The sequence below is a fragment of the Cellulomonas sp. Root485 genome, from assembly GCF_001426705.1.
GTDB lineage: Bacteria > Actinomycetota > Actinomycetes > Actinomycetales > Cellulomonadaceae > Cellulomonas.
Genome location: NZ_LMFC01000002.1, coordinates 559,809 through 573,271 on the forward strand (window position 1 = coordinate 559,809; position 13,463 = coordinate 573,271).

10 protein-coding genes are annotated in these 13,463 nt (G+C 73.1%); 6 read left to right on the top strand and 4 right to left on the bottom strand.

Features of this window, described 5'->3' with window-relative positions; translation table 11 throughout:
* Positions 1–69: 69 nt before the first annotated feature.
* Positions 70–1,257, bottom strand: coding sequence for a xylose isomerase (gene xylA, locus ASD16_RS11225; protein WP_055916864.1), 1,188 nt, complete (start codon positions 1,255–1,257; stop codon positions 70–72).
* A gap of 78 nt (positions 1,258–1,335) precedes the next feature.
* Between xylA and ASD16_RS11230 the strand changes: the two genes are divergently transcribed.
* The gene (locus ASD16_RS11230; protein ID WP_055916867.1) at positions 1,336–2,541 is read left to right on the top strand and encodes an ROK family protein; all 1,206 of its coding nucleotides are present in this window, start codon (positions 1,336–1,338) and stop codon (positions 2,539–2,541) included.
* Positions 2,542–2,672: 131 nt separating this feature from the next.
* Here the strand turns inward: ASD16_RS11230 and ASD16_RS11235 are convergent, their stop codons facing one another.
* Positions 2,673–2,831, bottom strand: a complete 159-nt coding sequence (locus tag ASD16_RS11235; RefSeq protein WP_055916870.1) for a hypothetical protein — start codon at positions 2,829–2,831, stop codon at positions 2,673–2,675.
* A gap of 204 nt (positions 2,832–3,035) precedes the next feature.
* Here ASD16_RS11235 and ASD16_RS11240 point away from each other — a divergent pair, with 204 nt between their 5' ends.
* On the top strand, positions 3,036–4,061 hold the full coding sequence (locus tag ASD16_RS11240; protein WP_055916873.1) for a lactonase family protein: 1,026 nt from the start codon (positions 3,036–3,038) through the stop codon (positions 4,059–4,061).
* Positions 4,062–4,078: 17 nt separating this feature from the next.
* Here ASD16_RS11240 and ASD16_RS11245 read toward each other — a convergent pair whose 3' ends face one another.
* Positions 4,079–4,852: a DUF899 family protein gene (locus tag ASD16_RS11245; protein ID WP_055916876.1), complete on the bottom strand. Its 774-nt coding sequence runs from the start codon at positions 4,850–4,852 to the stop codon at positions 4,079–4,081.
* 247 nt (positions 4,853–5,099) lie between these two features.
* On the opposite strand from ASD16_RS11245, the gene ASD16_RS11250 reads away from it, so the two are divergent.
* The 4 genes from ASD16_RS11250 (at position 5,100) to ASD16_RS11265 (ending at position 12,804) form a co-directional block, all read left to right on the top strand.
* Positions 5,100–10,139, top strand: coding sequence for a glycoside hydrolase family 3 N-terminal domain-containing protein (locus tag ASD16_RS11250; protein ID WP_162250299.1), 5,040 nt, complete (start codon positions 5,100–5,102; stop codon positions 10,137–10,139).
* Between the two features lie 90 nt (positions 10,140–10,229).
* Entirely contained in the window at positions 10,230–10,616 is a 387-nt protein-coding gene (locus ASD16_RS11255; protein WP_055916882.1) for a hypothetical protein, read from the top strand.
* Positions 10,617–10,679: 63 nt separating this feature from the next.
* Positions 10,680–12,014, top strand: coding sequence for a glycosyltransferase (locus ASD16_RS11260; protein WP_055916885.1), 1,335 nt, complete (start codon positions 10,680–10,682; stop codon positions 12,012–12,014).
* A gap of 49 nt (positions 12,015–12,063) precedes the next feature.
* Complete coding sequence (locus ASD16_RS11265) at positions 12,064–12,804, top strand: phosphoglyceromutase (RefSeq protein WP_055916888.1); 741 nt, start codon at positions 12,064–12,066, stop codon at positions 12,802–12,804.
* A gap of 151 nt (positions 12,805–12,955) precedes the next feature.
* Here ASD16_RS11265 and ASD16_RS11270 read toward each other — a convergent pair whose 3' ends face one another.
* On the bottom strand, positions 12,956–13,363 hold the full coding sequence (locus ASD16_RS11270; RefSeq protein WP_055916892.1) for an MmcQ/YjbR family DNA-binding protein: 408 nt from the start codon (positions 13,361–13,363) through the stop codon (positions 12,956–12,958).
* Between the last annotated feature and the right edge of the window lie 100 nt (positions 13,364–13,463).

The following is a 13,463-nucleotide window of genomic DNA, read 5'->3' on the forward strand; positions in this document are numbered from 1 at the left end:
AGGCGCAACGTCCGCACTCGTGGGGGTCGGAGCCCTGTCGAGTGCGGACGTTGCCGGAAGGGGGCTGGGTCAGCGGGCGCCGAGGGCGTGCTCGAGGGCCAGCTGGTTGAGGCGGACGAAGCCGAAGCCGCGCTCGGCGACGGCGTCGACGTCGAGGTCCTCGTAGGCGGAGCGGTCCGCGAGCAGGTCGGCCAGGGTCTCGCCCGCGGCCAGCGTCGGCTGCGAGAGCTCCAGCACGCCGGACTCCTCGAACGCCGCCTGCACCTCGGGGTCGGCGCGGAACGCCTGCGCGCGCTCCTTGAGCAGCAGGTACGTCGCCATGTTGGCCGACGCGGAGTCCCACACGCCCTGGAAGTCCTCGGTGCGCGACGGCTTGTAGTCGAAGTGGCGCGGGCCGTCGTACGTCGGGCCGCCCGACGGGAAGCCGTTCTCGAGCAGGTCGACCGTGGCGAACGCCGAGAAGAGGTCGCCGTGGCCGAAGACCAGGTCCTGGTCGTACTTGATCGACTTCTGACCGTTGAGGTCGATGTGGAAGAGCTTGCCCGCCCACAGCGCCAGCGCGATGCCCTGCGTGTAGTTGAGGCCCGCCATCTGCTCGTGGCCGACCTCGGGGTTCAGGCCGACGATGTCGGAGTGCTCCAGGCGGTCGATGAGAGCGATCGCGTGGCCGATCGTCGGCAGCAGGATGTCGCCGCGGGGCTCGTTCGGCTTGGGCTCGAGCGCGATGCGCAGGCCGTAGCCCTTCTCCTTGATGTACGCGGCGACGGTGTCGATGCCCTCGGCGTAGCGGTCGTGCGCGGCGTTGAGGTCCTTCGCGGAGTCGTACTCGGCGCCCTCGCGGCCACCCCACATGACGAACGTGTCGGCGCCCAGCTCGGCGGCGAGGTCGACGTTGCGGACCACCTTGCGCAGGCCGTAGCGGCGCACCCGGCGGTCGTTCGACGTGAACGCCCCGTCCTTGAAGATCGGGTGGCTGAACGTGTTGGTGGTGACCATCTCGACGGTGATGCCGGTCTCGTCGAGGGCGCCCTTGAAGCGGGCGAGGATCTTGTCGCGCTCGGCGTCGTCCGAGCCGAAGGGGACGACGTCGTCGTCGTGGAACGTCACGTGCGCGGCGCCCAGCTCGGCCAGCTTGTGGACCGACTCGACCGGGTCCAGCCACGGGCGTGATGCCGAGCCGAACTGGTCCTGGGCGTTCCAGCCGACCGTCCAGAGGCCGAACGAGAACTTGTCTGCACGGGTGGGCTGCGCTGCCATCACGCGTCTCCTCATCGAGATGAATCCGGTTTAGTTTGCCGGATGAATTTATCTCGCCCAGCCGGTAGGGTCAAGCGCATGCCGCAGCCCGAGCCCCGCGACCCTTCGCGCGTGGCCCGGCAGGCCCAGATGCGGGACCAGAACCTGGGGGTCGCGCTGCGGGGCATCGTCGACGCCGCGCAGCCCCCGTCCCGCGCCCAGCTCGCCGCGTCGGAGGGACTCGCGCGGGCGACCGTCTCGGGCCTCGTCGACCACCTCATCGAGGCCCGCCTGGTGCGCGAGCTCGAACCCACGCAGACACAGCGCGCGGGCCGCCCCGCCGTCCCCCTCGCCCCCGCGCGGGGGACCGTCGCGGGCATCGGCATGGAGGTCAACGTCGACTACCTGGGCGTCCGCGCGCTCGACCTCGCCGGGGACGTGCTGGCCGAGCACGTGGAGCTCGACGACCTGCGCGGGGCCGAGCCCGCGGTCGTCCTCGACCGCCTCGCCGCACTCGTCGCCCCCGTGCTCGACGGGCTGCGCGGGGGCGGGGTCCGCGTCGCCGGCACCGCGCTGGCGCTGCCCGGGCTGGTCGACCGGGTCACCGGCCCCCTGCGGGTGGCGCCGAACCTCGGCTGGCGGGACGTCGACGTCGTGGGCGCCCTGTCGGCCCTGACCGGTTTCCCGCCGCGCGTCGCCAACGAGGCCAACCTCGCCGCCCGCGCGGAGGCCCACGCCCGCCGCGGCTCGCCCAGCTTCGCGTACGTCTCCGGCGAGGTCGGCATCGGTGGCGCGATCGTCCTCGACGGCGAGATCTTCCCCGGCCGGCACGGCTGGAGCGGCGAGATCGGGCACATCGTCGTCGACGCCTTTCGCGGTCCCCGCGCCTCCGACGGGAGCCTCGAGGCGCTGGCCGGCCAGGACGCCATGCTCCGCGCCGCCGGGCTCCCGCCGACCGCCCGCCTCGACGCCCTGCTCGACGCGCTCTCCGCAGACGATCCCCGCGCGACCGCCGCCGTCGCCCAGGCGGCCCGGGCGCTCGGCGTCGCCCTGGCGAGCGTCGCGAACGTGGTCGACGTCGGTGAGGTGGTGCTCGGCGGCACCTTCGGCCAGCTGTTCGAGCACGTCCACGACGAGGTCGCCGCACGGCTCGACGAGCTCGTGATCTTCGCGCCGTGGTCGCCGCTGGAGGTCTCCCCGGCACGCGCGGGCCAGTACCCGGCCATGACCGGCGGCGCGCTGGCAGCCCTGAACACGGTCCTCACGGACCCGGCGGAGTGGCTCCGCACCCACGAGACCCCCTGACCCCTCACAACGTCCGCAGATTCGGTCGTGGGAACGCGCGACGGTGCGGACGTCCGCGGGCTCACCGCGCAACGTCCGCAGGTTCGGTCGCTGGACGCGCGACGGTGCGGACGTCCTGGGGATGTCCGGTGTCAGCCGGCGTTGCGGAGCATGAATTCCGTCTCGGTGTCGCGGCCCATGTACGGATCCGGCGCCGCCTCCGTCTCGACGCTCGCGATGGTGTCCTCCAGCCGGACCGGCTCGGGGAGCACCGCGTACTGCGATGTCGCGGGAGTGTTCTGGTCGGTCATCGTCGCCACCTCGCTGGAGCCGCACGTGCTGCCCCGACTGTAGAGCCACCACCCTCGCCGCTCCGAACATCTGGTCGCAGGAGCGCTCGCCTTCTCGGATGTCCGCACGTTCGGTTGCCAGGACGCGCGAACGTGCGGACGCCCTGGGGTTGAGCGCGGGCGTCCGCGGGCCGGGGCGCGGGTGGCGCCGTAGGCTCCCTGGTCGTGAGCGCGCAGCAGACACCCTTGTGGATCGGTACCTATCCCGTCGCCGGGGCGGGGACGCCCGTCGGGCTCGGCGAGGGGATCTGGCGGGTCGACCTCGATCCCGCGACCGGTGCGCTGACCAACGCGCGGCAGGTCGTCGAGACGCCGTCGCCCAGCTTCCTCGCGCTACGCGGCACGGTCCTGTACGCGGTCAACGAGCGGACGGACGGCACGGTCAGCGCGTTCGACGTCGTCGGGGACACGCTGGTGCACCGGGCGACGGTCCCGTCGGGCGGCGCGGACCCGTGCCACCTGGTGCTCGACGCGGACGGTCGCACGCTGCTGGTCGCCAACTACTCCTCGGGCACGCTCGGCGTGCTGCCGCTGGACGAGGACGGCGGTTTCACGACGCAGGGTCCGGCGCAGGTGCTCGGGCACGTCGGGTCGGGTCCCGACGAGGACCGCCAGGAGTCGCCGCACGCGCACTTCGTCACCCTCGACCCGAGCGGGGCGTATGTGCTCGTGGTGGACCTGGGCACCGACGAGATCCGCCGGTACCGCCGCGAGGACGGCCGGCTGGTCGAGGACGGCGTGGCCGCGGTCCTCCCTCCGGGGAAGGGTCCGCGGCACCTGACGTTCAGCGCCGACGGCCGGTTCGCCTACGTGGTCGGCGAGCTGGACGTCACGGTGCGGGTGCTGGAGTGGAAGGCGGGCGTCGGGACGCTGGTGCAGACGCTGCCCGCGACGACCGTTCCCGCCGAGGAGCGCCGCCTCCCGTCGCACGTCGTGCGCGACGGCGACCGGCTGCTGGTCGGCATCCGGGCGTCGGACGTGCTGGCGCGGTTCAGCATCCGCCCGGACGGCCTGCTCGAGCCGGTCGCCGACGACGCGCTGCCGGGTGCGTGGCCGCGCCACCTCGACGTCGTGGACGGGTGGACGGTCGTCGCGGAGCAGGTGTCCAGCGGCCTGGCGGTCCTCGATGCGGACGGCGCGGTGGTCAGCACGCTCGCGCTCCCGTCGCCCACCTGCGTCCTGCCGGCCTGACGGCTCCCGCCCGACCCTCAGTGGTGGTGGCCCATCCGGCCGAGGGTCTGCTCGGGTGTCGCGCCGGGGCGGGTCCACTGGGGTGCGGGTCGGCTGGTCGGGCCCACGTCCGGGCGCCGGTCCGCGTCGGTGCGCCAGTACCAGCACGGGTCGTTCCCCTCGGGCCAGCCGTCGGGGGAGTCCTCCCAGGCCTCGCCGCGGCCGTACGGCGTCCGGTCGAGGAGCCCGAACGGGCCGGCCACCGCCTCGACGCCGCGTCCGGTCGTGGAGTACGTGAGGAAGACGCGGTCGCCGTCGCGCAGGAAGCAGGTGAAGGACCCCATGTCGTCGCCGATCGGGGCGGCGACGTCGCGGACCGAGAACCAGGGCTGCGTGTAGCCCATGAAGTCGACGTAGGGCGCCACCTCGTCCCACGGGCCGGTGGTCACGACGGCGAACGAGACGCCGCGCGCCTGCACGTAGACGGTGTCCCGCAGGTGCCAGGCCGAGACCGTGCAGCCCTCGCACTGGCCCTGGTGCGGGGCCCCGTCGTGCCACATGTGCTTGTAGACCATCAGCTCGTCGCGACCGTCGAACAGGTCGCGGAAGGGGACCGGGCCGTCGGGTCCGACGACCGGGGTGGACCCGTCGATCTCCACCATCGGCAGTCGTCGGCGGGCTGCGGCGAGCCGGTCGCTCTCGTGGGTGTGGGCCTTCTCGCGGACCAGCAGCTCGTCGCAGGCGGCCTGCCAGGTGGCCATGTCCACGACGGGCGGGCGTCCGGGGGCGGTGGTGGTGGGTGCGGTCGTCATCTTGTCCTCCGATGTCTCGCCGGGTGGTCACCCGACGCCTCATGACGTGGACGAGAGCAGCTTCTCGACACAACCGACTCGCGACATCGTCCGTTACCAAATCGTGATCTTCCCGACTTACCGCCCAGTAAGTGATTGTGATTGTCTGACGAGAACGCACGCGTCGGCGGTGCAACGAGGCACTCACCCGGCCCGCGCGGACAGTGGCTGCGCAATGGGGCCCGGCCACGTCATCAGGGGAGTGACCGTGCGTCGTGCCGACCGTCTGAACGCCCTTCCCGCGAGCCTCGCCGCTCTGGCGCTGGTCGTCCCGCTGGCCCTGGTCGGGCTCGCGGCGCCTGCTGCCGCTGCGCCCGGCGACCTCGCACGGACAGGGACGGCGACGGCCGACAGGAGCCAGTCCGACGGCGACGGCACGTTCCCGCCCGACGCGGCGATCGACGGCGACCCGGCCACCCGGTGGGCCAGCGGCAACGGGCCGGACGAGGACGTCGAGTTCACGGCCTGGCTCCAGGTCGACCTGGGCGCGGAGGCGTCCGTCGACCACGTGGTCCTGGCGTGGGAGGCCGCGTTCGCCGCGGGGTACGAGGTCCAGGTGGCGACCGAGCCCGACGTCTGGACCACCGTGCACACCGAGGCGGCGGGTGACGGCGGCACCGACGACCTCACGTTCGCGGCCACCGACGCCCGCTACGTGCGCCTGCAGATGAACCAGCGCACGAGCTTCGACTGGGACCCCGCCCGCCCGCACTGGTACGGGTACTCGCTGTTCTCGTTCGAGGTCTACGGCACCGCGACGCAGGCCGCGGTCGCGTTCGCCACCTCCGGCACCACGGTCCCCGCAGGCGACGACGCGACCGTCCCGCTGATCCTGGCGACCGCCGCGGCCACGGACACGACCGTCCGCGTCCGGTCGACCGGCGGTACGGGCGTCGCGGGCACCGACTACACCGCGGTCGACGAGACGGTCACGTTCCCGGCCGGCACCACGGAGGCGACGGTCACGGTCCCGACCGTCGACCACGGCCCGCTCGGCCAGGCCCGCACGGTCGAGCTCACCCTGTCCGAGCCGTCCGAGGCCCTGGTGCTGGGCGGCCGCACGACGAGCACGGTCACCATCACCCCGCACGGCGACCTGCCCGACGTCGGCGGCGTCACGGTCCTCGACGACTACGAGTCCGGCGTCCCCACCGGCTACACCACGTGGGGCATCAGCGCGCCGGTCACCCCCGTGCTGTCGACGGCGCCCGTCGACCGCGGAGGCAGCGGCCTGGTCGCGACCGTCGGGGGAGCGCCCGCCGCGGGCGACTGGTTCGGCTTCACGCACGACATCGCCGCCACCGACTGGTCGGCGCACGACGGCTTCACGTTCTGGTTCCTGGGCACCGGCGGCGGCGGGCTGCTGCGGTACGAGCTGAAGAGCAACGGCCAGCTGTTCGAGCGGAGCGTCACCGACGACACCGCGGGCTGGCGCCAGGTCAACGTGGCGTTCTCGCAGCTGCGGCTCAAGGGCAACCCGGCGTCCGACGCGCGCTTCGACCCGTCGGCGAGCACCGGGTTCGCGGTCACGCTGACCGACCTGGGCGCCGGTGCGTGGACGTTCGACGACCCCGGTCTGTACGACCGGGTGAGCACGATCGAGGACGCCGAGGGTGATGTCCCCATCGTGGCGCCGGGCAGCACGGTCGGCATCTTCACGTGGGGATCGGCCGCGGACCTGGTGCGCCTCGGTGTCACGGAGCAGGAGCGCGAGGGCGTCCCGGCCGGCAACCACGTCCTGTCGGGGGACTACCAGATCCCCTCGGGCGGCTGGGGCGGGTACAGCCAGAACCTGGCGGCCGGTCAGGACTGGAGCTCGTTCCGGGGCATCCGGCTGGCCTGGTACGCCTCCCAGCCGACGCGTCCGGCGTCGCCGACCGCGGGCGACGACATCAAGGTCGAGCTCAAGGACGGCGGCCCGGACGGCGAGCACTCCGAGGTCTGGGCGGCCACCTTCAAGGACAACTGGTCCAGCGACGGCAGCCGCTGGAAGATCGTCGACCTCCCGTTCTCGCAGTTCACGCTCAGCGGCTACCAGCCCGGCGACGCCGCGACGCGCAACGGCACCCTGGACCTGACGTCCGCATGGGGTTACGCGGTCACGTTCGTGCCGGGCACCGCGATCCCGGTCTCGTGGGCGATCGACGACGTGCAGCTCTACGGCTCGGCGGTCCCGGCCGCGACCGCGACGGTCACGTCCAGCGACGTGGTCCTCGTCGACCCCGGCGAGACAGCGCACGTGCCCGTGACCCTGACGACGACGGACGGCCAGCCGCTGCCCGTGGACGTGACGGTCGAGTACGCGAACGGCGACGGCACCGCCGAGGCCGGCACGCACTACGACGCGTTCAGCGGCACGCTCACCTTCGCCGCGGGCACGGCATCGGGGACGACGCAGACGATCGACGTGGTGACCCACGCGACGGCCGCGGTGGACGATGCCCGCACGCTGGCCGCCGAGCTGGACCCGACGGGCGCGGCGGTCGGAACCGCACCGAAGGTCGTGCTCAACGCCGTGGGCGCCGCGTACCTCGACCCGACGAAGGACACGGCCGAGCGCGTCGAGGACCTGCTGGGCCGGATGACGCTGGCGGAGAAGATCGGCCAGATGACACAGGCCGAACGCCTGGGCCTGCAGTCGCCGGCGCAGATCGCGGACCTCGGCCTCGGCTCGGTGCTCTCCGGCGGCGGCTCGGTGCCCCTGCAGAACACGGCGACCGGCTGGGCGGACATGATCGACGGCTTCCAGCGGCAGGCTCTGTCCACGCGCCTGCAGATCCCGCTCCTCTACGGCGTCGACGCCGTGCACGGCCACAACAACGTGGTCGGGGCGACGATCTTCCCCCACAACGACGGCCTGGGTGCCGCGCGCGACGCCGACCTGGTCGAACAGGTCCAGCGCACCACCGCGCAGGAGGTCCGCGCGACCGGCGTCCCGTGGGCGTTCTCCCCGTGCCTGTGCGTCACGCGCGACGAGCGGTGGGGCCGCTCCTACGAGTCGTTCGGCGAGGACCCCGCGCTGGTGACGGCCATGGCCGACGCGGCGATCGTGGGCCTGCAGGGCAGCGACCCGAGCGACCTCTCCGGACCGGACAAGGTCCTCGCGACGGCCAAGCACTGGGTCGGCGACGGCGGCACCACCTACGACCCGGCGCTCGCGGGCTCCGGGTACCCGATCGACCAGGGCATCACGCGCGTCGACAGCGTGGACGAGCTCCAGCGGCTGCACGTCGACCCGTACGTGCCCGCGATCGAGGCGGGCGTCGGCTCGATCATGCCGTCGTACTCAGCCGTCTCGATCGCGGGGGCGGACCCCGTCCGCATGCACGAGAACGGCGCCCTGAACACCGACCTGCTCAAGGGCGAGCTCGGCTTCGACGGGTTCCTCATCAGCGACTGGGAGGGCATCGACAAGCTGCCCGGCGGCACGTACGCGGACAAGGCGGCCCGGTCGGTGAACGCGGGCCTCGACATGGCGATGGCGCCGTACAACTTCGGCGCGTTCATCACGTCCGTCACCGGGGCGGTCGACGACGGCGACGTCACGCAGGAGCGGGTCGACGATGCGGTGCGGCGGATCCTGACGCGGAAGTTCGCGCTCGGACTGTTCGACGCGCCCTTCGCCGACCGCTCGATGGCGGCCGACGTCGGCTCTCCAGAGCACCGCGCGGTGGCCCGCGACGCGGCGGCGAAGTCGCAGGTGCTGCTGAAGAACGCTGACGGCGGCCTGCTCCCGCTCGCCGCGGACACCAAGGTCTACGTCGCGGGCTCCAACGCCGACGACCTCGGCAACCAGGCGGGCGGCTGGACGATCTCGTGGCAGGGCGGCTCGGGCGACATCACGCCGGGCACGTCGATCCTCGAGGGCATCCAGGCGGCCGATCCCGCGGTCACGTACTCGAAGGACGCCTCCGCCCCGGTGGGGGACGCACAGGTCGGCATCGTCGTGGTCGGCGAGACGCCGTACGCGGAGGGACAGGGCGACGTCGGCAACAACGGGAAGTCGCTGAGCCTGAGCCAGGCGGACCGCACCGCGATCGACACCGTCTGCGGCGCGCTGCCGTGCGCGGTGCTCGTCGTGGCCGGCCGCCCGCAGCTGGTCACCGACCAGCTCGGGGCGATCGACGCGCTCGTGGCGTCGTGGCTGCCGGGCACCGAGGGAGCGGGCGTCGCCGACGTCCTGTTCGGCGCGCGGCCCTTCACCGGCCGCCTGCCCGTCAGCTGGCCCGCCGCCGCGGACCAGGTCCCGGTCAACGTCGGCGACGACACCTACGCGCCGCTGTTCCCGTACGGCTGGGGCCTGCGCACCGACGCGCAGCGGGATCGGCTCACGGCGCTCGTCGCCACGCTGCCCGACGGTGACGCGCAGGACGCCGTCCAGGCCGTGCTCGACGCACCGGTCTGGGACGGGACGGCTCTCGACCCGGCGCGCACGGGTCCGGCGGTCCGGTTGCTCGCCGCGGCGGCCGCGGAGCTGAACGGCACGGACCGTGACACCGCGAGCGCGGCGGGCACCGTCGTGTCGCTCGTCCGCGACCTCGCGCAGACGGCCTCGGCGGCCGACGACGCCGGGACGACGGCGGACGCTGAGCACGCGCTCATGTCCGGCGACGCCTCCGGAGCGGTCGACCTGCTGGCCGACGTCCTCGGCGTCTCCACGGCGCCGCCTGTCGCGTCGACGACGAGCCTGTCGCTCTCGTCGTCCGTCGCGATCTTCGGCAGGCCGGTGACGGCGAGGGTCGCAGTGACGGGCGGGTCGCCGACGGGATCGGTGCAGGTGCTCGTCGACGGCGCGTCCGTGGCCACCGCGACCCTCGCCGCCGACGGCACCGCGAGAGTCCGGCTCCCTGCGGACGTCGCCACCGGCCGGCACCAGGTCGTCGCGGTGTACGGGGGAGCCCCGGACGCCGACCCGCCGGTCCTGGGATCGAGGTCCGCGCCCGCCGCGCTCACGGTGACGAAGACCCTGCCGTCGGTCGGCACCGACGGCACCGACTGGACCGTGCGCCGCACCGACCCGAAGGACATCCACGTGCAGGTCGCGGGCGTCGCGGGCGTCACCCCGACCGGCACGGTCGACGTCTGGGTCAACGGCGCGCGTCGCGGCTCCGCCACCCTGGACGCCCGTGGCACGGCGGTCGTGACGTTGCCGAAGGGCACGACGACGTCGCTCGTGGTCGTCACCTATGCGGGTGACCGCACCTACCTGCCGTGGATCGCCGCACCCCATCTGCTGGTGGTGCGCTGACTCCAACGGGTGACTCTGGCCGGAAAACCTCCAGGACCTGCACGAACGTGCCGATCCCCTGTCGTCGACGACGAACAAGGAGGTTCCGCGATGCGCAACGGCTTCGACATCTACCGGGTGGGTCCGGACCGGAACCACCAGGAGCCGCAGAGCCCCTGGGGATGGACGCCCCGCCGCGGTGAGGTGCCCACCGGCGAGACGGTCGTGCAGGACCACGACTACACGCTGACGTACACGGGGAACGACCCGCAGCTGGCTGCGGCGTTCGCGCGTGGCGCCCGCCTGATGGAGATCGTGTCGCTCTGGCCCGAGCTCTCCTTCTACCCCTCGGCGGCCGGCGGCTTCCTGCCCGACGGCAACATCTTCCCGATCCGAGGCGACTACAAGCCGCCGAGCGGGTTCAGCGCCCTGCGGTCCAAGCTCAGCAGCAAGCGCTCGTCCGGCGCGCACGCCGCGGAGGCCGCCTCACAGCCGTGACGCGCCCGGTTGCGCTCTGTGCGTGAGAATGGGGTCAGACCCGTCCGCGAACAGGAGCACCCGTTGACCCTCGAGCACGCCCCGCGCGTCGCCATGCTCTCGGTGCACACGTCCCCGCTGGACCAGCCCGGGACCGGTGACGCCGGGGGCATGAACGTGTACGTGATCGAGCTCGCGCGTGCCCTGGCGGCCCGCGGCGCGCGCGTGGAGATCTTCACGCGCGCGACGTCGTCGGACCAGCCCGAGACGGTGCTGCTGGCCGGGGCCGACGCGCTCGGGCAGCCCATCGTCGGCGACGCCGCCCGCACGGTCCTGCTCGCCGACGAGGTCGGTCCGGGCGTGACGCCGCCGATCCTGGTGCACCACGTGCCCGCCGGGCCGTTCGAGCGGCTCGACAAGAACGACCTGCCGGGCGTCCTGTGCGGGATGGCCGCGGGTGTCCTGCGCTGGGAGGCCGCGCGCCGGCCCGGCTGGTACGACGTCGTGCACTCCCACTACTGGCTGTCCGGGCAGGTCGGCCAGATCGCGGCGGACCGGTGGGAGGTGCCGCTCGTGCACACGGCCCACACGTTGGCCCGCGTGAAGAACGCGTCGCTGGCACCCGGCGACACCCCCGAGCCGACCGCGCGCGTGGTCGGCGAGGAGCAGCTGGTGGCGGAGGCCGACGCCCTGGTGGCCAGCACCCCCGTCGAGGCCGAGGAGCTGGTCGAGCTCTACGGTGCCGACCCCGCCCGCGTGCACGTCGTCGAGCCCGGCGTCGACCTGGACCGCTTCGTGCCGGGCGACCGCCTGGAGGCGCGGCGGTCGCTGGGCCTGCCCGCCGACCGCCAGATCGTGCTCTTCGCGGGCCGCGTGCAGGCCCTGAAGGCACCGGACGTGCTGGTCAGCGCACTGGGCGTGCTGCGGGCGACCGGGCGACCGGTGCCGCTGCTCGTCGTGCTCGGCGGTCCGTCGGGACGGTCCAGCGCCGTCAAGGAGCTCCAGGCGCTCGCGTCGATGGCCGGTGTTCCCGACGACGTCCTCGTGCACCCGCCGGCCGACCGGGACACGCTCGCGCGCTGGTACCACGCGGCCGACGTGGTCGCGATGCCGTCGCGCAGCGAGTCGTTCGGGCTCGTCGCCGCCGAGGCCCAGGCCAGCGGCGTCCCGGTGATCGCGGCGTGCGTCGGGGGGCTGCGCACGATCGTCGACCACGACGTGTCCGGCCGGCTGGTCCGGGGCCACGACCCGGAGGTGTGGGCCGACGTGATCGCCGACGTGCTGGCCTCGTCGGAGGACCGTGCGCGGTACGCGGTGGGGGCGCGCCAGGTGGCGGAGCGGTTCGGCTGGGAGACCACCGCCGACCAGATGCTCAAGGTGTACTCGGTCGCCGGCGAGGTCCGGGCGTCGCGCGTCTGAGGGTCGGACGTCCCGGGACGTCCGCACATCGCTGCGGCAGGATGGGCGTATGACCTACACCCTCGTGCTGCTCCGCCACGGCGAGAGCGAGTGGAACGCCAAGAACCTGTTCACCGGCTGGGTCGACGTGCCCCTCTCGGAGAAGGGCACCGCGGAGGCCGTCCGCGGCGGGACGCTGCTGACCGACGCGGGCGTGCTGCCCGACGTCGTGCACACGTCGCTGCTGCGCCGGGCGATCACGACCGCCAACCTCGCGCTCGACGCCGCCGACCGGCACTGGATCCCCGTGAAGCGCTCCTGGCGCCTGAACGAGCGCCACTACGGCGCGCTGCAGGGCAAGGACAAGAAGCAGACGCTGGAGGAGTACGGCGAGGAGCAGTTCATGCTCTGGCGCCGGTCCTACGACTTCCCTCCGCCGGACATCGAGCTGGGCTCGGAGTTCTCGCAGGACGCCGACCCGCGCTACGCCGGGGAGCCCATCCCGCGCGCCGAGGCGCTCGAGCAGGTCCTCGTCCGCGCGCTCCCGTACTGGGAGTCGGACATCGTCCCCGACCTGAAGGCCCGCAAGGTCGTGCTGGTCGCGGCCCACGGCAACTCGATCCGCGCGCTGGTCAAGCACCTGGACGACGTCGACAGCAGCACGATCGCCGGGATCAACATCCCCACCGGCATCCCGCTGCTGTACACGCTCGACGAGGAGACGCTGAAGCCCACCAACCCGGGCGGCACGTACCTCGACCCGGAGGCGGCAGCCGAGGCCATCAAGGCGGTAGCCAACCAGGGCCGCTGACCCTCTCTCTCACAACGTCCGAGGAAGTACGCGCCATGACGCCTACATCCTCGGACGTTGTTGTGCCGCCGGGGGTCTCGCCGTCCGTCGAAGACGCCACCCCCTGACCCGCGACGTGCGCACTCGATGGACCTGGAACGGGCCTCGGGGGTCAGCGGGTGGCGTCGAAGGACGCGATGGCCGCCTTCGACGCGGAGCGGCGCCAGGCTTCCTCGACCAGCTCGGCGAGGGCGTCCCAGTCAGGGTTGTGGGCGGCGTCGAGGTGGGCTCCGATCCAGCCGAACCGGCCCAGGTACGGCGCCACGAAGTACCGCTCGGGATCGCGCGCGACGGTCGCCTGCTGCTCGTGCCGGTCGGCCTTGCACCAGAGTGCGAGGAGGCCGTCGGCGTGGTGATCGGGGAGGATCCACGCGAACCGGCTCCCACGCGTGAAGAACCCGGTGTTGCCGTACTCGTCGATCTCGGCCGAGGTGTCCGGCAGCTGCGCGACGACGGCCCCGAGCCGGTCCCGCGCGGTGGCGACGTCGTCGTCCCCCCACCCGAGCACCCGCGCCGCCATGCGACCCACGCTACCGACGTCCCCGACCGCCCGCGCAGGCTCGAGCTCGGTGCTCGCGGCCGAGCTCGGTGGCTGGAACCACCGAGCTGGGCGCGGAGCA

What these genes read in the sequence shown, in the direction of transcription:
- xylA (WP_055916864.1), bottom strand. Translation starts at nt 1,257, where the DNA reads ATGGCAGCGCAGCCCACCCGTGCAGACAAGTTCTCGTTCGGCCTCTGG.
- ASD16_RS11230 (WP_055916867.1), top strand. Translation starts at nt 1,336, where the DNA reads ATGCCGCAGCCCGAGCCCCGCGACCCTTCGCGCGTGGCCCGGCAGGCC.
- ASD16_RS11235 (WP_055916870.1), bottom strand. Translation starts at nt 2,831, where the DNA reads ATGACCGACCAGAACACTCCCGCGACATCGCAGTACGCGGTGCTCCCC.
- ASD16_RS11245 (WP_055916876.1), bottom strand. Translation starts at nt 4,852, where the DNA reads ATGACGACCGCACCCACCACCACCGCCCCCGGACGCCCGCCCGTCGTG.
- ASD16_RS11255 (WP_055916882.1), top strand. Translation starts at nt 10,230, where the DNA reads ATGCGCAACGGCTTCGACATCTACCGGGTGGGTCCGGACCGGAACCAC.
- ASD16_RS11265 (WP_055916888.1), top strand. Translation starts at nt 12,064, where the DNA reads ATGACCTACACCCTCGTGCTGCTCCGCCACGGCGAGAGCGAGTGGAAC.
- ASD16_RS11270 (WP_055916892.1), bottom strand. Translation starts at nt 13,363, where the DNA reads ATGGCGGCGCGGGTGCTCGGGTGGGGGGACGACGACGTCGCCACCGCG.